Source organism: Staphylococcus sp. ACRSN, assembly GCF_022346615.1.
In the GTDB taxonomy this organism is placed as follows: Bacteria; Bacillota; Bacilli; order Staphylococcales; family Staphylococcaceae; genus Staphylococcus.
The window spans coordinates 86,841-108,244 of sequence record NZ_JAKRNS010000003.1; the positions used below are offsets into that span (position 1 = coordinate 86,841).

The window sequence follows — 21,404 nt, forward strand, 5'->3', positions numbered from 1 at the left end:
TTAAAAGAAAAAGCGATTCATGTATCTGATATCATCGAATTCTTGCAATTGATCTATAGTTATTCTAGAGCCAATTCTAGCCATCAAACAATTCGCAGGATGACTGGTTATTTCTGGATCATCTGTTGCAAAAATTTCTAGGCCCCCATAACCCATAAGTTTCTGCATAAGTTTTTTATACTCATAAACATCCAACTTTGCATTTTTTAAATCCCAGTGCCAATAATATTCAGTGGTTAATACAATGTAATCTTCATACTCATCTCCTGACAGACTGAGTTTAATCAATTTACTTCCTAGTCTTAAGTGACGATATGGTAAGCTAATTTCAATTGCACCTAATTCAATCAGGTATTCTAAATTACCATTTGACCAACGCTCTAACGGATCGGGATAATGATAGGTGACATAACCCACAATATGTTTTTCCTGTCTTATGACAAAAATTCTACCTTCAGGCAAAGTACTAATTTCTTTTACTGCTTCAAATTGTTCTTCAGGTGAGCGAAATGATTTTAACCCTTTATCAAATGTCATTGTATCTAGATTATCAGATGAAACAGGACCTTCAATTACAAAAGTCCCTTCGTCTAAATAAAATTCTTGAAACTGATATGTTTTTATATGATCCATTTTCTCACTCCAAACTATTGCATATGTATGATTTAATCCTATTTGTTTACTATTATTATAAGTTAAAAGAAAACAAATTAATACAATAATGTATTCGCTTACAATATATTATTTTGAAAATTCGGAAATATTTCGTTATAATACTTTTTAAGTAAACGATTTCATTAAGGGGGATTCAAAATGAAAGTAGAAGTATATAAAGGGGATAGCGGTAATTTTAATCTTCAAGACTATGAACAAACATATGATACATTTGATTGGAAAGAAGTTGAAAAAGCATTTTCATGGTCAAAAACAGGAAAAGTGAATATGGCATACGAATGTATCGACCGACATGTTGATGAAGATAAAGGTGGAAAAATTGCTCTAAATTATAAAGATGATAAACGAAAAGAAAGTTATACATTTAGTGAAATGAAAGCAAATAGTAATAAAGCAGCAAATGTATTTAAAGATAAGGCAAATGTAGAGAAAGGAGATCGTGTCTTTATATTTATGCCAAGAACACCAGAACTATATTTTGCTTTATTTGGAATATTGAAGTTAGGCGCTATTGTAGGACCACTCTTTGAAGCATTTATGGAAAAAGCGGTTGCTGATCGATTAGAAAATAGTGAGGCAAAAGTAATTGTCACGACTAACGCTTTATTACCAAGAATTCCTAAAGATAAGTTGCCACATTTAGAAAAGATTGTTGTAGTAGATGATAATGTGGATGCTGAGTATGTAGATTTTAATAGTGAATTTGAAAAGGCAAGTGATCGTTTTGATATAGAATGGCTTACTTTAGATGACGGTTTAATTTTACATTATACATCTGGTTCTACTGGCCAACCAAAAGGTGTGTTACATGCTCAACGTGCAATGCTACAACATTATATTTCAGGTAAATATGTGTTAGATTTCCAAGAAGATGACATATATTGGTGTACTGCTGATCCTGGATGGGTAACAGGTACATCTTATGGTATATTTAGTCCTTGGTTAAATGGTGTTACAAATTGTATCGCTGGTGGTAGATTCTCACCTGAAGCTTGGTATGGTATGATAGAAGAATTTAAAGTTACGATTTGGTATACGGCACCGACAGCACTTCGTATGCTAATGAGTGCAGGTGATGATATCGTTGAGAAATATGATTTATCTTCTTTGAAAAGTATTTTATCTGTAGGTGAACCACTAAATCCTGAAGTGATTAAATGGGCGAAAGATATATATGGCAAACGCGTATTAGATACATGGTGGATGACAGAAACAGGTGGGCATATGATAGTCAATTATCCATCAATGGACTTGAAATTAGGTTCAATGGGTAAACCATTGCCAGGTGTTGAAGCAGCAATTGTGGATGATCAAGGTAATGAATTGCCACCGAATCGTATGGGTAACTTGGCAATGAAAAAAGGGTGGCCATCCATGATGGTATCTATTTGGAATAATCCTGAAAAATATAAATCATACTTTATAGGTGATTGGTATGTTTCTGGTGACTCCGCTTATCAAGATGAAGATGGTTATTTCTGGTTCCAAGGTCGTGTTGATGATGTCATTATGACAGCTGGTGAACGTGTAGGACCATTCGAAGTTGAATCTAAATTGGTAGAACATGAAGCGGTTGCAGAAGCCGGTGTCATTGGAAAGCCAGATCCAATTAGAGGAGAAATCATTAAAGCTTTTGTTGCTTTGCGACCTGGATTCGAAGCAACGGATGAATTAAAAGAAGAGATACGAAAATTTGTAAAAGAAGGTTTAGCAGCACATGCTGCACCGAGAGAAATTGATTTTAAAGATAAGTTGCCAAAAACACGTTCAGGTAAAATTATGCGTCGCGTCTTGAAAGCTTGGGAATTAGATTTGCCAGAAGGTGATTTAAGCACAATGGAAGACTAAATTTTAAAAATTTTCATACGATGCTTAACCTACTATTATTGTAGGTTAAGCATTTTTTACTTATAAAAATTATATACATAAATCATGTAATAGCATCATATATGATTAAAATTTGGAAGCGCTATCTTTTATTGTCGACAATATTTCTCAAGTTGGTTAATATAAATATGTAAGGACTGAAATAGATTCCATGTTACTATATACAAATAATTGTAGCGAATTTAATAATTAAAGGAGCGAGTGGATTTGGCACATTTATCTGATTTAGAAATTGCAAACAAAGCAACACTACAACCTATAGGAGATATAGCGAAAAAGGCTGGTATACCTGAAGATGCATTAGAACCATATGGTCATTACAAAGCGAAAATAGACATAAATAAGATTCAAAAAAATGGTCAAAAGGGAAAAGTGGTTCTCGTTACAGCAATGAGTCCAACTCCTGCTGGAGAAGGGAAATCTACTGTAACTGTTGGTCTTGCTGATGCATTTAATCACCTTAATAAAAATGTAATGGTAGCATTGAGAGAACCAGCACTAGGACCAACATTTGGCATTAAAGGTGGAGCGACTGGTGGTGGTTATGCCCAAGTATTACCGATGGAAGATATCAACTTACATTTCAATGGTGATTTTCATGCGATAACTACAGCAAATAATGCATTATCTGCATTTATTGATAATCATATTCATCAAGGAAATGAATTGGGAATAGATCAAAGACGAATCGAATGGAAACGTGTATTAGATATGAATGATAGAGCTTTACGTAATGTGATTGTGGGTTTAGGGGGACCAACTCAAGGTGTGCCTCGTGAAGATGGATTTAATATCACAGTAGCATCTGAAATCATGGCAATATTATGTTTAGCTAATGATATATCAGATTTAAAGCATAAAATCAGCAAAATAACAGTCGGTTATACAAGAGAGCGTCAACCAATAACAGTTGCAGATTTAAAAGTTGAAGGTGCAATAGCAATGATTTTAAAAGATGCGATTAAGCCTAATTTAGTTCAAACGATTGAAGGTACACCTGCATTAGTTCATGGTGGCCCATTCGCTAATATTGCACATGGATGTAATTCTATCTTAGCTACTGAAACAGCTCGGGATCTTGCTGACATTGTTATTACAGAAGCAGGATTTGGTTCAGACTTAGGTGCAGAAAAATTTATAGATATTAAAGCACGTGAAGCTGGCTTTGAGCCATCTGCAGTTGTTGTAGTTGCAACTATTCGAGCAATTAAAATGCATGGCGGAATAGCAAAAGATAAGTTGAAGGAAGAAAATATCGATGCATTAAAAACTGGAATTGTTAATCTTGAAAGACATGTAAAAAATGTGCGTAAATATGGTTTAGAACCTGTAATTGCTTTAAATGCTTTTGTTCATGATACTAAGCTAGAAACTGACTTTGTTAAAGCATGGGCAAAAGAAAATGGTGTACGCTTAGCATTAACTGAAGTTTGGGAAAAAGGTGGCGAAGGTGGTATTGGATTAGCAAATGAAGTATTAGAAATAATAGAGCAACCACAAGCTTTTAAATATTTATACGAATTAGAACAACCACTAGAAGAGAAAATTAAAACTATTATTACTGAGATATACGGTGGTAAGACTGTAACATTTTCATCAAAAGCGCAAAAACAACTTCAACAGTTTAAAGCAAATGGCTGGGATCATTATCCAATTTGTATGGCAAAGACGCAGTATTCTTTTTCGGATGATGCTACGCAATTAGGTGCACCTGAAGGATTTGAAATAACGATACGTGAATTAGAAGCAAAAACTGGAGCAGGATTTATTGTTGCATTAACAGGAGCAATTATGACGATGCCAGGATTACCTAAAAAACCAGCAGCGCTTAATATGGATGTGACTGATGATGGACATGCAGTAGGGCTGTTCTAATTCACCTATTTATATAAGGGTACATAATTTTCCTATCAGAAGAATAAGTTTTTTTGCTGAAATATTGTAAAAACAAATTAAGATAATAAATTTGGAATTCCATTTGAGAATGACAACATATAATAAGTATCAATGAAATTTAAGATGCCCTTAAATGAAATTTTAAAATCATTTAAGGGCATCTTTGATTAATAAATCAAAACCGTTATATTATTTTGTCATTAAATTTGCTTTAATATCGTATTGTTCTGCTTGTTCAAATGTCTTTTTACTAATTTTACCTTCGACGAGCATACGTTTTAATACATAGTGTTGTCGATTTAATCCGATTTGAATATCATTGCTTCGCTTTAATGACCCATCAATTTTATAAGGTGTGTATAAATAAGGACTTTGTAACATACCGACTAAATAGGCAGCTTCAGCAACATTTAAATTTTGAGAAGACTTTCCGAAAACACTGTAAGATGCAGAAGCAATGCCGGTAATATTTGCACCATTTTTATCTCTACCAAAAGGAACAATATTTAAATACGTATACAGAATTTCATCTTTAGTTAATACTTTTTCTGCCCGCAATGCTAAAATAAGTTCATTTGCTTTTCGACTATATGTTTTTTCATTTGTGAGCATCTGATTTTTAACTAACTGTTGTGTAATTGTACTGCCACCTGTTGAATCATCAGTATTAAAGATGTCTTGACCTATAGCACGAATAATTGCCTTTGGTAATATGCCATTATGTTTAAAATATAAGCTATCTTCAGAAGAAGTCAAAGCTTTAATAATATTATTGCTAACTTCATTAGGTCCTACTATAAGTGGATTTTGTGAATGTTCATATTCTAATAATATGGACTTGCTATGAAAATTAATATCTTCTGCGCTACTAATAGTTAAAAGTTCGGTTCGTAATTTTGTATCAGATATATGTATAGCTTCTTGGGTTAAATGGTTAAAATAAAATACAAATACCGCAAGTGTAATGATAAAGGTACATGCAAAAATGCTAAATATTCCCATGAAAAAGCGTTTGATTTTTTTATAAATATATTCAAACCGTTTGAATGACGGTTGTGAAGTAAAATAATTATTCGAAGAATCATAGGTTTGATTTTTCATTTTGTACCTCCTTATTATGCAATATTATAACATAATTTAACTTATTGACTTTTAAATTAGAGTTAATTATAATTAATATCAATTCGATATGGTTTTGGATTTAGGAAAAGTAACATAGCGTTTCATCATTCAGAGAGTTAGTGGTTGCTGCGAACTAACGTTGTGCATTATGTGAATACACCTAATTAAGTTAATAATCCAAACGTTTAAGTTAATGAACGTATCATTAATAAAGTTGTTTGACTTAAGTATGGTGGTACCGTGCAATTGCGCCCTTACATTTATTTGTAAGGGCGTTTTTTATTTTAATATAGAATGTTGTATGAACCTAAATATTAAACCAATATCAAAAATACTAGGAGGTTGATTAAATGACAAATGCATTAATTGATGAATTAACATGGAGAGGTTTAATCTATCAACAAACTGATGAAAATGGCATTGAGGAATTATTAAATAAAGAGCAAGTAACGTTATACTGTGGTGCTGATCCAACTGCTGATAGCCTACATATTGGTCATTTATTACCTTTCTTAACATTACGCCGTTTCCAAGAGTATGGCCATCGTCCACTTGTATTAATAGGTGGTGGTACAGGTATGATAGGTGATCCATCTGGCAAATCAGAAGAACGAAAATTACAGACAGAAGAACAGGTTGAAATGAATGTTGCTGGGATTAGTGAACAAATGCATAAAATATTTGAATTTGATTCTGATAAAGGCGCAAAATTGGTTAATAATAAGGATTGGTTAGGCCAAATTTCATTAATTGACTTTTTAAGAGATTACGGAAAACATGTTGGTGTAAATTACATGTTAGGTAAAGATTCGATTCAGACACGTTTAGAACACGGAATATCATATACTGAATTTACTTATACAATATTACAAGCAATTGATTTTGGACATTTAAATCGTACTTATAATTGTAAAGTACAAGTTGGTGGTTCAGATCAATGGGGTAATATAACTAGTGGTATAGAACTAATGCGTCGTATGTATGGACAAACTGTAGCATATGGTTTAACAATTCCACTTGTAGTAAAATCTGATGGTAAAAAATTTGGTAAAACAGAAGGTGGCGCAGTTTGGTTAGATTCAGAAAAAACAAGCCCATATGAATTTTACCAATTCTGGATAAATACTACAGATGACGATGTCATTAAATTCTTAAAATATTTCACTTTCTTAGAACAAGAAGAAATTGAAAAATTAGAGCAGTCACTTGCTGAGTCACCACATTTAAGAGAAGCACAAAAAGCACTTGCAGAAAATGTAACACGTTTTATCCATGGACAAGATGCATTAGATGATGCGATACGTATTTCACAAGCATTATTCTCTGGTGATTTACAATCACTTTCTGCACAAGAATTAAAAGAGGGCTTTAAAGATGTACCTCAAGTCACTTTAAATAATGCAACAACTAATATTGTAGATGCGATTGTCGAAACAGGAATCTCAAGTTCTAAACGACAAGCACGAGAAGATGTAAATAATGGTGCTATTTATATCAATGGTGTTAGGCAACAAGATACAGCATATGAGCTAACGAATGACGATAAAATTGAAAATGAATTTACTATTATTCGTCGAGGCAAGAAAAAATATTTTATGGTGAATTATCAATAAAAGTCATTATCATATGAGATATGTTCAATAAATAATCAAAGCGACCAACTCGTTGACAAATGTCTCCGGTTGGTCGCTTTTCTGAATGGATATATTATAATATTTATTTAATTATTTATAAGTGAAATAGTGTCTTTCTATTCAAATAGATTTGAACCACTATCTCTACTTGATTCTGATTCTTTTGTTGACTGTGATGAAGTTGATTTTTGAGATTTTAGTTTAACATCAACTTGTTTCTCCTTACCATCTCGTTCAACGGTTACAGTGACAGATTCACCAGGTTTTTTATTTTGATATAAGTAAGATCGAACATCCGTATCTTCTTTTACCGATTTATTATCAATGGCAGTAATAATATCACCTTTTTTAAGCCCGTTATCACTATCAACTTTCGCAATATAAACGCCATCAGAACGCTTTGTATTAAGCTGTTCTTTATATTGATCAGGTATTTCACTTAAATTAACCAAACCTATACCAATAGAAGGGCGTTCAATTTTTCCATTTTTCACTAATTCTTTAATTGTAACTTTCACTTCATTGCTTGGTATTGCAAAACCGATACCTTCTACCTGTTCGTTTGCAATTTTCATTGAATTAATACCTACTAAATTGCCGTTAATATCTACCAGTGCACCACCAGAGTTCCCTGGATTAATTGCAGCATCTGTTTGTAATACATTAACTTTATTAGTTCCAGCAGAAGTTTGAGTATCGATTGTTCGTTCGCTAGCAGAAATAATACCAGAAGTAACAGAATTCGCAAATTCAAGACCGAGTGGGTTACCCATGGCAAACACACTATCACCAGTTTTTACTTTTGAAGAATTTGCAAATTGTATTGATTTCGTACCTTTAACATCGTCAATCTTGAGTACTGCTATATCAGTCAAGGCATCTTTACCAATTAACTTAGCATTTACTTGCTTTGAGTTATGTAATTGCACTTTGATATTACTCGCACCGTCAATAACATGATTATTAGTTACAATGTAGGCAGAGCCATTACTTTTTTGATAAATCACACCAGAACCAACACCAGCTTCTTCAGATTTGGAAGATTTACCCTTGAGCAAATCATCAAGATTTTGAGCTTTTTGCATGTTGATTACACCTACAATTGCTGGTGAAACATCTGTTATCATTTGATTTACAGAGTTATATTTATCACTTTTACCATCTAAAGTATTGCCACCATTATTACTCGAGGACTCTTGAACATTTGAACCGTCATCATTTAATACTGTTTTATCCATAAATTTACCTATTCCTAGTACAATAAGTGCACCAATAATACCAGCTATTAATGCAACTAGAATTGTTTTAAACCAGGGGAACCTAGGTTTATTATATGAACGCTTATTCAATGTTTGTTGATAAGAGCCATTTGAGTCATGGTGTGATGGTTCCAACTTCTGTTCGCTTCTTTGGTTATTATCATTTTTAAAATCCGACATATGTTACCTCCAATCCATTCACATACTCTATTATGAAAGGTTTTGCAATGATTTGCTAGTATATTCACTTAATACTTTAGACTGAAAAACAAATTAGCTTGTACGTCTTGAAAGTAAGTGATAAAATCAGTAGGTGATTATAAGCAAATAAAAGTAGGTGGCAAAATGTATAAATTTATTAGCGGTATCTTGAAATTAATAACTGTTAAATTAAGTAACGCTTTAGAAGTCCAAGGCGGAGAAAATATACCACAATTAAATAGGTATGTAGTGACATGTACACATGAGAGTTATAATGAAGTTATTATGTTAGGTATGGCGATACATCCTAATCAAATTCATTATATGGCGAAAAAAGAACTTTTTAAAAATAAATGGTTTGGTAAATTTTTAACTTCTTTAAATGCTTTTCCAGTAGATAGAGAAAACCCTGGCCCAAGTACATTAAAAAAACCAATTAACTTATTGAAACAAAATAAAACAGTCGGTATTTTTCCTACTGGTCAACGTAAAAAATATGGTGAAGGCGAACCATTAAAACGTGGGGCAGTTACAATCGCTATGATGGCCCAAGCGCCAATTTTACCAGCTGCATATTCGGGACCAAGCGAAATCAAAGGATTAGTTACAGGTAAAGCGGTAATTAAATTTGGTAAACCAATAGAAACTAAAAATTTACCTAAAGATATGAAACGTAATGAAAAATTAGACTATTTGACAACTGAACTTGAAAAAGCAACAAGACAATTGCAAAATGAATTAGATGAATATGTTGCTAATAAATAAAAAACAAATTTATTAGACGGAAAAATTCATATTAAAATACGATAACTTAATGTTTTATGTTATTATATTACTGTACAATAACTATAAGTTGATTGTATACAAACACCATGTGGGCTAATTGTGCGCGTGGTGTTTATTTTTGTGAAATTTAAACTGAAATGGGGAATGATTATGTTTAGTTTCTTTCAACGGCTAGGAAGATCATTGATGTTACCGGTAGCTGTATTACCAGCTGCAGCGATTATTGTTGGGATTGGTAATGCATTAACTGCAATGGGCGTTTTACCAACAGTTGCGAAATTTTTCTCTAGTGCTGGTTCAACAATATTAGAACAACTTGGTATCTTATTTGCGATTGGGGTCGCATTAGGTATGGCGAAAAAGAATGATGGTGCAGTTGCATTAGCAGCAGCAGTTGGTTTCTTTTTAACCACAGTTGTACTTAGTCCAGTTAAATTAGCGCCACTGTTGGGAGTAAAGCAATCTCAAGTTGATACTGCATTTGAGCAGATGAACAATCAAAATGTTTTTATAGGACTTATCGTTGGTTTGATAGCTGCATACACGTATAACAAATTTAGTAAGACAGAGTTACCAGCTGCTTTATCATTCTTTAGTGGTAAGCGACTTGTACCAATATTAACTGCGTTTTTTAGTATTATATTAGCTGTTATTATGCTATTTGTATGGCCTTTTATATTTTCGCTTATCGTAGCATTTGGAACATGGATTATTAATTTAGGGCCATTTGGCGCATTTTTATACGGTTTCTTTAATAGATTACTTATACCTACTGGATTACATCATGCTTTAAATGCTGTTTTCTGGTTTGATTTAGCAGGTATTAATGATATAGCGAAGTTTCAAACTGGAGATGGTGCAGTTAATGGTGTAACTGGACGCTATATGGCGGGATTCTTCCCGGTTATGATGTTTGGTATACCTGGTGCAGCTTTAGCTATGTACCATACAGCTGAAACGAAGCAAAAGAAACGCGTATATGGTTTGATGCTCGCAGGTTCAATTTCAGCATTTTTTGTAGGTGTAACTGAGCCTATTGAATTTGCATTTATGTTTGTAGCACCAATATTATTTGTTATTCATGCATTTTTGACAGGATTATCAATGTTTATTGCAGCGTTGTTCCATTGGACTGCTGGTTTTGCATTTAGCGCAGGTTTGATTGATTATGTATTGTCATTGATTAATCCAGTAGCTAATCATCCATATATGCTCATTGTTCAAGGTATTGTGTTCTTTGGATTATATTATGTAATATTTAGATTTGCGATTAAAGTCTTGAAATTAAATACACCTGGTAGAGGTGATAATTTATTGCCTGACCCAACATCGGATGAAGCGAGCACTGGTGAAATTGATCAAGATACAGAATATAGTCACACGAATGAAAAGACTATAAATAAATATACTAAGACAGCAAGTGAGATACTAAGTGGTCTTGGTGGAAAAGAAAATATAATGACTTTGACAAATTGCGCAACACGATTGCGTATGGAATTGCATGACAATAGTTTAATTGACGAAGCGAAAATTAAACAAGCAGGTGCAGTTGGCGTAACGCAAAGTGGTAAACATAATACGCAAGTTATTATCGGTACGCAAGTACAACAAGTTGCGGATGAAATGGAAACACAAATTGAAAAAAATTAACTTATTATTATTATCGTCGACAATGTACTTACATTTGTCGGCGATTTTTCTATGTATTATAATGATTTATAAATTTTAATTGTAGTTACAATACGGAACTAATAACTTATTTTAATAGTTGTGTTTTTTTAAAATAATCTAATAATCAGATTGTGAATATAAAATATGAAATAATTGGATTTTCTTATATAAATTCGTAAAATACATTTGCTCTTTTTATATGTAAATAGTACGATATACTAGTATCAGAATTTTCTGATTAAAGGAGAGTATGTAGGATGAAGTCAGTATTATTTGATGTAGATGGTGTTTTTTTAAGTGAGGAAAGATGTTTTGATGTTTCTGCATTAACAGTTTACGAGCTATTAATGAGTAAGGAATACATAGGACTAGATCCGTCAGTTCAATTTGAAGGATTAACGGACAGTCAGATTACTGAAATTAGAGATATCGTATTTCATAATGATGAAATTTTAACAAAATTAAAGTCATTGGGGTTAAACTCTAATTGGGATATGTTGTTTATTGTAGCGGCCATTCATTTTATACAATTGTGTCAAGAGTTAACAACAGAACAACTATCTGAAGTGTTAAAGGAAAATCAGTTTAATCAAAATACATTCCAATTTATAGGTGAAAATGTATCTAAAGTAACATTAGACTTTTCAGCGCCATTAACGTTTTTAGATGGTGTTGGTTCAGGTAAAGATAATATTTACAAGTCACTTGTTACATACGCGAGTGAACGATTAAAAACTTCTGAAACAGCTTTGTTTGAGTTGAAAAGTGCATTTTGGACATTTGCGCAAGAAATTTATCAAGAATGGTATTTGGGTTATAAATTATTTGAAGAAGTTGAAAAAAAACCAAACCGCTCGAACTTTAAAAATGGCTATATATATAATGAAGTAGTGTTAAGACCTATAACGGAAATTAAAACTTTGTTAGAAGACTTAAAAAAAGCAGGTTATCATATAGCTATTGCTACTGGTAGACCAAGAACTGAAACAATTGTTCCTTTTGAAACTCTAGGTATTAAATCGCTTTTCGATGAAAACCATATCGTTACAGCAAGCGAGGTATTAATTGCTGAAGACCAATATCCGGATTTAAAGCCACTTGGTAAACCAAATCCATTTAGTTACTTAGCAACATTAGAAGGTAATGATTTAGACCAATATAAACACTATGCTACAAATCAAGAGAATCGAGTTAATAAAGATGATGTATTTGTAGTAGGGGATTCTTTAGCTGATCTTTTAAGTTCAAAAAAAATTGGTGCAACTTTTATTGGGCCACTAACTGGATTAAAAGGTCAAAATGCACGTGAAGAATTAGAATCATACGGTGCAGAATATATTGTGGATCATGTTGGTGAAATTAGAGACATTTTACTATAAAACCACTTTATTAGTAGTTTACTTTTTAACAATAAACCATTTAAATACAGCAATGTATAACCAAACATCCTTAATGGAAAGTGCTTTTCTGCACTATGCTATAAAGGGTGTTTTTTGTAGTTAATAAATAAGTAATAAATGATGTAATTTACATGAGTGCAATATACGGACAAAAAAAGACGTAACAATAACTTAAAATTACTGTTACGTCTGAGCTATTAGAATTAAAATTTAATTAGATATTGTAATTAGTATCTTTAGGAATATCTAATTCTACACTACGTACATTATTAAAGCCTTCAATTTGGAATAGGGCATCAATAACATCTTGATTCACAGGGTGATCAATAGATAATACCATTAAAGCATTTCCACCTAAATTTGTACGGCCAAGGTGCATAGATGCGATATTGATATCAAATTCTCCTAATATTTGACCAGTTCGTCCAACGATACCTGGTTTATCGGTATGATTAATTACAAGTTGATGTTGTTCTGGTTTGAAATCTACAGGATAATCATTAATTCTTACAATACGTGGACCATATCCATTAAGGACAGTAGCACCAATTTTAATTTCTGTATCTTTATTGATTAAGGTTAATTCAATGTAATTACTAAAACCACGGTGTTTTGCATTTTTTTCTATATTATAAGAAACACCTTGTTCATTTAATAATACAAGTGCATTGATTAAGTTTACGCGCTCACCTAAATCTTGGCGTAAAACACCAGAAACTAATGTGCGTGTAATTAAGCTCGTATCATCTAAAGCTAAATCACCTTCGTATTTAATGTGTAATTCACGTGGTGCTTTTTCTAATAGTTGAATACCAACTTCACCCGTTAATTTACTAAGTTCAATATATGGTTTTAATTCTTCATTTATTTCATTGTAAGTCATTCTTGGTGCGTTAATGGCGTTAAGCACATTACCATTTTCAAAGATATCAACGATTTCATTAGCGACAGAAACGGCAACCTTTTCTTGTGCTTCCACTGTCGAAGCACCTAAATGTGGTGTAACAACGACTTTGTCATGTTTTACCAATGGAGATTCAGTTGCTGGTTCTGTTTCAAAAACATCTAGAGCAGCAGCTTGAATTTTTCCTTCATTTAATGCATTAAGTAGGGCTGCTTCATCAATGATACCGCCTCGGGCAACATTGATAATTTGTAACGTTGGTTTAGCTTTTTCAAAGAATGCTTCTCCAACAATACCTCTTGTTTTTGGTGTCAACGGTGTATGTACTGTTACAAAATCAGCTTGTTCTGCAATTTCCTCTACAGTTGCACGTACAACATTTAATTCTTTAGCTTTATCTTCAGATAAATAGGGGTCAAATGCTAAAATTTTCATGCCAAAACTTTGCGCACGTTTAGCAACACCTAATCCAATTCTACCTGCACCAACAACACCTAATGTTTTGTTGTAAAGTTCAGTACCTCGATAAGTTTTACGATCCCATTTTCCTTCTTTTAAAGACTTGTGTGCCTGTGGTACATTTCTAGCCATTGAAAGAATCATAGCCATTGAATGTTCAGTAGCTGAAATAGTATTACCATCAGGTGCATTAATAACGATTACGCCATGTTTAGTAGCAGCATCGATGTCAATATTATCAACACCTACACCAGCTCTAGCAATAACTTTCAAATTAGGTGCAGCTGCAATGATATCAGCAGTGACCTGTGTTTGACTACGAACGATTAAACCTTCGAAATCAACAATTTTTTCAATTAATTCACTTTCAGAAAGCTCTGTATTTGTTACTACCTCAAAGTCTTTGTGGTCTGTTAAACTTTTTAAACCTTCTGGTGAAATTGGGTCAGATACTAAAATTTTATACATATGCCTTTACAACCTCCATATATTGAGTAATTGCTGTACCAATGTACGCTTCATTTCTAAATTCAGATACAATGATTTCCAATGCTGAAACAACTTGTAATATATCAAATGGAGATATTTGTCCCATGTGACCTATTCTTAAAATTTCACCTTTTAGATGGCCTTGGCCGCCAGCAATAGTGATAGAAAATCTGTTTTTCAGTTCATTTTTGATGAAATTCAACTCATCTTTTGATTTAGGTACGAATGCAGTAACTGTAGGTGATGCATAAGCATCTTCAACAAGTAAATTTAAGCCTAAAGATTTTAAAGCAGCTCTTAAACCATCTCTAATTGCATAGTGACGAGCAACCACTTGTTCTAAACCTTCTTCTTCAATCAGTTTTCCATAAGCAGTGACACCTCTGAACAAGGCAACATTAGGTGTGAAAGGTGTTGAATTATCTGCTTGTGACTTTAAGTATTTATTTAAGTCTAAATAAAATCTAGGCGTTGTAACCTCAGCAAATCGAGCTTTTGCACGATCATTGTATGCTACAAATGCTAGACCAGGGGGTAACATGATTGCTTTTTGACTTCCTGAAATCAATACGTCAATTTGATCACGTTTTAAATCTACATCAACTGCACCGATACAACTCACACCATCTACAACAAAATAAATAGAGTTATCAAAGTCTTTGAGTGCATGACCTAATTCATTTACTGGGTGTAATACAGCCGTTGAAGTTTCACAGTATTGACTATAAACGGCAGTGATTTTTCTATTTAAAGATTTTAAGAAGTCGATAAAATCAGGTACATTTACTGCTTTACCCCATTCGACCTCAAAAATATGTACATTTTCATAATATGTTTCTGCAATTTGTTTAAATCTATTACCAAAAGCACCAGAAACAATAATTACGATATCGTCATCTGGGTTTGCTAGATTTAGCATGCTTGCTTCTAAAGAACTTGTACCACTAGAAGTTAAAATCATAACCTCATTTTCTGAACCAAAAACGGGTTTTAAAGCACGAAAAGCTTCTTCTGCAATTGTTTCAAAATCACTAGATCGATGTCCGACCATCGGTAATTGTGTTGCGTGTAAAATTTGGTCCGGTACAGGTGTTGGGCCGGGCGTTAATAACAAAGGATGATAGTATTTCATATTGTAATTCCCCCATTGAGTAAGATTTAATAAGTTTAGCAAATTTTCAGACAATATAAAAGGCTAAAATTTACAATTTTTAGAAAATTAACAAAATACAAAAGTAATGTAAGGGCATACATTGCTTTTGTATTCAATTTCTATATCAAAAATAAAAAAATTAAAATTATTTTATTTTAGGTTGTATTTTTACATTAACATTTCCTCGAATTGAATTAGAAATCATGCAGTTATTATCGGCTAGGTTTAACAATTTCTCTAATTTCTTAGATAAAAGTTCTTTTTGATTAGATTTAACTTCGATAATAGGGTAATGAGTTATTGTATCCATTTTGAATTTGGCATTTTCAAAAATAGCAGTACCGACAGAAGTCTGTTCAATAACAATGGATTCAAAACCTGAACGTTCTAATACAGCGGCAAGTGATATTATATAACAAGAGGATGCAGCAGAAACTAATAATTCATCGGGATTGGTACCTGTGCCATTTCCACCTAAACCTGCGGGAATGGAAATTTGTTCTGTAAGTATATCTCCATTTAATTCACCTACAGATTCACGTCCTCCTGACCAGTGGGTTGATACTTTAAAATTATGTTTTACCATTATAATTGACCTCCAGTTCCAATGTGTTAGTTTATAGTTTAGAGTATAATTTGAAATAAAGGAAGAGAGGCGATTTATTAATGAGTGAAGAACAAACGATACAAGACAAAAATATTAAATTAGTTGCACATAGAGGTTTGTCAGATGAATTTCCAGAAAATACTTTAATTGCATTTAAAGCAGCATTAAATTCGGAATTTGTAGATTTTTTGGAAATCGATTTACATAAAACAATTGATGATCAATTAGTAGTCATTCATGACTCAACAATTGATAGAACAGCAAATGGTAGTGCGAAAGTTAAAACTAATACACTTGGTGAACTACAACAATATGATTATGGGTATTGGAAAGGTATTAAGTATGCGAATCAAAAATTGTTAATTCTAGATGATGTGTTGGCGCTGATAGCACAATCTTCCAAATCATTAATGATAGAGGTTAAACAACCACATCGATATTTAGATATTGAAAATATACTGATTAATAAATTAAAAAAATCTGAATTTCCAAATGAAAAAATTGCGATCCAATCGTTTAATCAAAAATTTATTAAGACGCTTTATGATATGGGTGTTCCTTTTCAACTTGGTGTGCTAATAGATAGAAAGAAACATTGGTATAAGAAACCAAGATTCAAAAAAATCTCACGATATGCAAGTTTTGTTAATGCGCATCATTCAGTTATTTCAAAGCATTTTGTAAAAAAAGCACATCACCATCATTTGAAGGTTTACGCTTATACAGTAAACGATACTAAAAAGGTAGATAAACTATTGAGTTACGGTTTGGATGGCATAGTTTCAGATAATCCTAACGCAATGATTCATTAAAACAAGGTCTAAAACATGTCATTATCAAAGATGATAAATCTTGTTTTAGACCTTAATATATTTAAGTTTATTTGATATGTGATAAGTCATTGTCAAAATGATTGACCCAATTTTTTTTGAATAAACCCATAATATAGCAATCACTATATTCACCACGTGTATAGAAATGTTCTAATAAAGTACCTTCAATTGTAAAATTTTGAGATTGGTATATATGAACTGCTTTATCATTATTTATATCCACATAAAGATAGATTTTATGTAAATTCAACACTAGAAAAGCATAATCTATTGCCATTTTAAATGCACTTTTAGCATAACCTTTACCACTGAAGTCAGGATCTACAATAATCTGTATCTCACAATTACTATGTATAAAGTTAATTTCCACTAACTCCACAATACCAATGCGAGTATTATTTACCTCAATTATAAATCTTCTTTCTGATTCATCATGTAAATGCTTTTTGTATAGTGATTGTAATTCACCTAATGATTGATAAGGTTCTTCAAACCAATACGACATAATTGAATATTCATTGTTCAAATGGTGAACAAATTCCAAGTCGGTTTCTTCTAATGCTCTGATTATCAAGCATATCACTCCTTTATTACAGAATACGCAAGAAATAATGAAATGTAAAACATTGTATAAAATATTTATAATATTTGTTGTATCAGTGGGGGATTGTTTGAATAAGCAATTGATAAAAATAATATGAAATACAGTTCATTCTGAAATAAAGTAACATACATAAATGGAATTGAAAGAACATTAAGCACGTTGTAAGTTGTCTTTTAACTAATATGCAAGTTATAGAGAGAAAGGTAGGGCGTAGTGAAAAAATTAAAAAATCAATGACTATCATAGAGAGAGTCAAAGTTAAGAAAATGGATATTAAGTCAAATTATATTGATAAAAGTCTGTCAAAAATAAGGAAGTTTACAGCAAAAATAGGAAGTATAACAAATATATATAAAAAAACCCAAGAACATATAAACAATGTTCTTGGGGTTGCAAGATAAAAGATATTATCTTGAGTAGTACTCAACGATAAGTTGTTCGTTGATTTCAGCAGGTAATTCACTACGTTCTGGAACGCGGATATATTTACCTTTTAAGTTGTCAGCATCAAATTCTAAGTAATCTGGTACAAAGTTATTGATTTCAACTGATTCAGCAATGATATCTAATTTTTGAGATTTTTCACGTACTGAAATTTCTTGACCTGGTTTTAATGTGTATGATGGGATATCAACACGTTTACCGTCAACTTCAACGTGACCGTGGTTAACTAACTGACGTGCTTGACGACGAGTACGAGCTAAACCTAAAGCATATACAACTGCATCTAAACGAGCAGCTAGTAATTGCATGAAGCTTTCACCATGTACACCATGTTGTTTACCTGCAGCTTCAAATGTGTTACGGAATTGTCTTTCAGTCATTCCATATAAGTAACGTAATTTTTGTTTCTCACGTAATTGTAAACCATATTCTGATAATTTTTTACGTTGATTAGGACCATGTTGACCTGGTGCGTAAGGACGCTTTTCTAATTCTTTACCAGTACCACTTAATGAGATACCTAAACGACGAGATTTTTTCCAATTTGAACCTCTAAATCGAGCCATAATAAGACTCCTCCTTTTTCTTTTTTGTTGTTATGAAAAAACAAAAAAGAGTGTTGCATGCTTACTTGGATATATTGTTTTATGTGTCCTCACCTTATAGCTGCGGTTACACGACACGCCCGCATTGGGAACAACATAGAGCCAACTAATATACAACTGCTACTTTCGTTTATTCACACAAAGTACATTTTAACATGTGATTTAATTATGTCAATAGATAATATGACAATATATTATGGATATTAAAATTAATTTAACCGATTTGTTTTTCAATTACTTTAACAATTGCTTCTAACTCTACTTGATCTTCGGCAGTGAAACGACCAATAATAGGCGCATCAATGTCCAAGACACCAATTACCTCATTGTCTTTATGGATGGGTACAACAATTTCAGACTTACTATTTGCATCACATGCTATATGACCAGGAAAAGCATTAACGTCTTCAACTAATTGCGATGTATTTTCTGAGACAGCAGTACCACATACGCCTTTACCGACTGCGATATGGACACATGCAGGATGACCTTGGAATGGGCCTAAAATAAGCTCTCCATTTTCCATTAGGTAAAAACCGACCCAATTAATTTGATCAAGGCTATCATTTAATAATGCGGAAACATTGCTTAGTATTGCAATGACATTTGATTCATCTTCTATTAAACTCTCTACTTGCTTTCGTAATAAATTATAATTCGTTTCTTTAACTTCGGTCATCTTCATTACCTCACTTTTTACTTTTCATTTAGTATAAAGACTGTTTTAATAGTAATCAATCAAATGATTTGGAAGGGTTTTATTATTAAACCCAATTATTAAATTGAATTGCGTTTGATTTTTTTGTCAAAATAAAATTAATTCTTAATAATTCATCTATTTCTATTTTAATGAGTAGGGTAATTACGTTATAATAGGTAGTGATAAAATAGGAGGAGAAGAACATATGGCGTTGTATATCATTTTAGCAATTATTGTTATAGTACTGATTATTATCGGTGTATTATTCTATATGCGTTCAAACAAAAGCCAAATGATTGAAAAGGCTGAAGAACGAAAAGCTGAGGTAGAAAAGTTACCTTATCAAGAAAGCGTATCACAGTTATCTAATTTAACTTTAACAGGTGAAACAAAATCCACATATGATCGACTTAACAAAACGTCAGAAGACAGCAAGCAGCAATATTTAAAACCACTTGACGAAAAAATTCATAATGCTGAAGGTTTATTATATAAATTTAAATTTTCACAAGCTCAAACTGAAATAGATGAAGCGCATGCATTGATGGATCAATACGAAGAGAATTATAAAAAAGTTACTGCTGATGTTGAAAACATTCAATCTGTACATAAAGAAAATGATAAGTTGTATGAAGCTTGTAAAGTCGACTATCGTGAAATGAAACGTGATGTTTTAGCTAATAGACATCAATTCGGTGAAGCAGCAGAACCATTGGAACATGAAATTGAATCCTTTGTTCCAGAAATGGAAAAGTATGAGAACTTAAAAGAAGAAGGTAACTACAATCAAGCGCATGATCATATTAAATTATTAAACGAAGATATGAACTATTTAAAAAACGATATGACAGAAATTCCGGACTTGATACGCGAAGCGCAAAAAGAGTTGCCAGGACAATTCCAAGATTTGAAGTATGGCTGCAGAGACTTGAAAGTTGAAGGCTATGATTTGGATCATGTGAAAATTGATAGTAATCTACAAACATTAAAAACTGAATTGAGTTTCGTTGAACCAATGATTAGTAGACTGGAATTAGATGAAGCAAATGAGAAACTTAACAGTATTAATGATCGTTTAGATGAAATGTACGAGTTAATTGAACATGAAGTTAAAGCAAAGAATGACGTGGAAGAAACAAAAGAAGTTATAACAGATAATTTATTTAGAGCGAAAGAAATGAATTATACATTACAAACTGAAATTGAATATGTAAGAGAGAATTATTATATTAATGAAAGTGACGTTCAAAATGTTAGACAATTTGAAAATGAAATTCAAAATCTTATCTCTGTATACGATGAAATTTTAAAAGAAATGGCTAAGACCGCTGTACGATACAGCGAAGTGCAAGATAATTTAAAATATATCGAAGACCATGTAGAAGGTATTAATGATAAGCAAGAAAAGTTACAAAATCATCTAATACAATTACGTGAAGATGAAGCGGAAGCCGAAGAAAATATTTTACGTGTACAAAGTAAAAAAGAAGAAGTTTATCGTAAATTGTTAGCTTCGAACTTACCGAGCGTACCTGAACGATTTATAATCATGAAAAATGAAATAGATTATGAAGTTAGAGAAGTGAACAAGAAATTTAGTGTGCGTCCAATACATGTGAAACAATTAAAAGATAAAGTTTCAAAAGTTGTTTTACAAATGAATAAATTTGAAGATGAAGCAACTGATGTTCTTGTTAATGCAGTTTACGCTGAAAAGTTAATTGAATATGGTAACCGTTATCGTAAAGATAACACAAGTGTTGATAAGAGTTTAAATGAAGCAGAACGATTATTTAAGAACAATAGATATAAACGTTCAATTGAAATCTCTGAACAAGCATTAGAAAGCGTAGAGCCAGGTGTAACGAAACATATTGAATCACAAATTACTGGATAAGTCATTTTATAATTTATGAAAGACACGAAATAACAAAATTATTTCGTGTCTTTTCTTTTTTTAAAATGCGAGTATAATGCTAAAAGGGTAAGTACATAAATTCATGTACAGTCAAATATGATTAATATTTAAATAGAGTAGTAATGTGTGATTACATGGCTGAATTAAAAGCTATTAA

General features: G+C 32.2%; 17 protein-coding genes. 8 read left to right on the forward strand and 9 right to left on the reverse strand.

Annotation, left to right across the window (positions count from 1 at the left end; all coding sequences use genetic code 11):
• A complete protein-coding gene (locus tag MHZ36_RS03940) occupies window positions 1–633 on the reverse strand; it encodes a GNAT family N-acetyltransferase (RefSeq protein ID WP_239229753.1) in 633 nt (210 codons plus the stop codon).
• 180 nt (window positions 634–813) lie between these two features.
• Between MHZ36_RS03940 and acsA the strand changes: the two genes are divergently transcribed.
• Both acsA and MHZ36_RS03950 read left to right on the forward strand, forming a co-directional pair.
• On the forward strand, window positions 814–2,523 hold the full coding sequence (gene acsA, locus MHZ36_RS03945) for an acetate--CoA ligase (RefSeq protein ID WP_239229755.1): 1,710 nt from the start codon (window positions 814–816) through the stop codon (window positions 2,521–2,523).
• A 246-nt stretch (window positions 2,524–2,769) separates the two neighbouring features.
• Complete coding sequence (locus MHZ36_RS03950; protein ID WP_239229757.1) at window positions 2,770–4,437, forward strand: formate--tetrahydrofolate ligase; 1,668 nt, start codon at window positions 2,770–2,772, stop codon at window positions 4,435–4,437.
• A 210-nt stretch (window positions 4,438–4,647) separates the two neighbouring features.
• On the opposite strand, the gene MHZ36_RS03955 is transcribed toward MHZ36_RS03950, so the two are convergent.
• Window positions 4,648–5,559 carry a transglycosylase domain-containing protein gene (locus MHZ36_RS03955; RefSeq protein ID WP_239229758.1) on the reverse strand — a complete coding sequence of 304 codons (912 nt, stop codon included), beginning with the start codon at window positions 5,557–5,559 and terminating at the stop codon, window positions 4,648–4,650.
• Window positions 5,560–5,930: 371 nt separating this feature from the next.
• On the opposite strand from MHZ36_RS03955, the gene tyrS reads away from it, so the two are divergent.
• Complete coding sequence (gene tyrS / locus MHZ36_RS03960; RefSeq protein WP_239229759.1) at window positions 5,931–7,193, forward strand: tyrosine--tRNA ligase; 1,263 nt, start codon at window positions 5,931–5,933, stop codon at window positions 7,191–7,193.
• Between the two features lie 137 nt (window positions 7,194–7,330).
• Here the strand turns inward: tyrS and MHZ36_RS03965 are convergent, their stop codons facing one another.
• Window positions 7,331–8,653, reverse strand: a complete 1,323-nt coding sequence (locus MHZ36_RS03965; RefSeq protein ID WP_239229760.1) for a S1C family serine protease — start codon at window positions 8,651–8,653, stop codon at window positions 7,331–7,333.
• 165 nt (window positions 8,654–8,818) lie between these two features.
• On the opposite strand from MHZ36_RS03965, the gene MHZ36_RS03970 reads away from it, so the two are divergent.
• The 3 genes from MHZ36_RS03970 to MHZ36_RS03980 all read left to right on the forward strand — a co-directional run bounded on the left by MHZ36_RS03970 (window position 8,819) and on the right by MHZ36_RS03980 (window position 12,510).
• Window positions 8,819–9,439: a lysophospholipid acyltransferase family protein gene (locus tag MHZ36_RS03970; protein WP_239229761.1), complete on the forward strand. Its 621-nt coding sequence runs from the start codon at window positions 8,819–8,821 to the stop codon at window positions 9,437–9,439.
• Window positions 9,440–9,610: 171 nt separating this feature from the next.
• Entirely contained in the window at window positions 9,611–11,110 is a 1,500-nt protein-coding gene (gene nagE, locus MHZ36_RS03975) for an N-acetylglucosamine-specific PTS transporter subunit IIBC (protein ID WP_239229979.1), read from the forward strand.
• A gap of 278 nt (window positions 11,111–11,388) precedes the next feature.
• Window positions 11,389–12,510, forward strand: a complete 1,122-nt coding sequence (locus MHZ36_RS03980) for an HAD family hydrolase (RefSeq protein WP_239229762.1) — start codon at window positions 11,389–11,391, stop codon at window positions 12,508–12,510.
• A 235-nt stretch (window positions 12,511–12,745) separates the two neighbouring features.
• Here MHZ36_RS03980 and serA read toward each other — a convergent pair whose 3' ends face one another.
• The 3 genes from serA to MHZ36_RS03995 all read right to left on the reverse strand — a co-directional run bounded on the left by serA (window position 12,746) and on the right by MHZ36_RS03995 (window position 16,122).
• Window positions 12,746–14,362 (reverse strand): phosphoglycerate dehydrogenase, encoded by a 1,617-nt coding sequence (gene serA, locus MHZ36_RS03985; RefSeq protein ID WP_239229763.1) that lies wholly within the window; start codon window positions 14,360–14,362, stop codon window positions 12,746–12,748.
• Window positions 14,355–15,515: a pyridoxal-phosphate-dependent aminotransferase family protein gene (locus MHZ36_RS03990; protein ID WP_239229764.1), complete on the reverse strand. Its 1,161-nt coding sequence runs from the start codon at window positions 15,513–15,515 to the stop codon at window positions 14,355–14,357. Before MHZ36_RS03990 ends, serA begins: the two co-directional genes overlap by 8 nt.
• A 166-nt stretch (window positions 15,516–15,681) precedes the next feature.
• On the reverse strand, window positions 15,682–16,122 hold the full coding sequence (locus tag MHZ36_RS03995; RefSeq protein ID WP_239229765.1) for an SACOL1771 family peroxiredoxin: 441 nt from the start codon (window positions 16,120–16,122) through the stop codon (window positions 15,682–15,684).
• 80 nt (window positions 16,123–16,202) lie between these two features.
• Between MHZ36_RS03995 and MHZ36_RS04000 the strand changes: the two genes are divergently transcribed.
• The gene (locus MHZ36_RS04000; protein WP_239229767.1) at window positions 16,203–16,955 is read left to right on the forward strand and encodes a glycerophosphodiester phosphodiesterase; all 753 of its coding nucleotides are present in this window, start codon (window positions 16,203–16,205) and stop codon (window positions 16,953–16,955) included.
• 67 nt (window positions 16,956–17,022) lie between these two features.
• Here MHZ36_RS04000 and MHZ36_RS04005 read toward each other — a convergent pair whose 3' ends face one another.
• The 3 genes from MHZ36_RS04005 to MHZ36_RS04015 form a co-directional block, all read right to left on the reverse strand.
• Entirely contained in the window at window positions 17,023–17,550 is a 528-nt protein-coding gene (locus tag MHZ36_RS04005; RefSeq protein WP_239229769.1) for a GNAT family N-acetyltransferase, read from the reverse strand.
• A gap of 437 nt (window positions 17,551–17,987) precedes the next feature.
• On the reverse strand, window positions 17,988–18,590 hold the full coding sequence (gene rpsD, locus MHZ36_RS04010; RefSeq protein ID WP_239229771.1) for a 30S ribosomal protein S4: 603 nt from the start codon (window positions 18,588–18,590) through the stop codon (window positions 17,988–17,990).
• 253 nt (window positions 18,591–18,843) lie between these two features.
• On the reverse strand, window positions 18,844–19,308 hold the full coding sequence (locus MHZ36_RS04015; protein ID WP_239229773.1) for a GAF domain-containing protein: 465 nt from the start codon (window positions 19,306–19,308) through the stop codon (window positions 18,844–18,846).
• Between the two features lie 226 nt (window positions 19,309–19,534).
• On the opposite strand from MHZ36_RS04015, the gene ezrA reads away from it, so the two are divergent.
• Window positions 19,535–21,226, forward strand: a complete 1,692-nt coding sequence (ezrA, locus tag MHZ36_RS04020) for a septation ring formation regulator EzrA (RefSeq protein WP_239229774.1) — start codon at window positions 19,535–19,537, stop codon at window positions 21,224–21,226.
• Window positions 21,227–21,404: the final 178 nt, after the last annotated feature.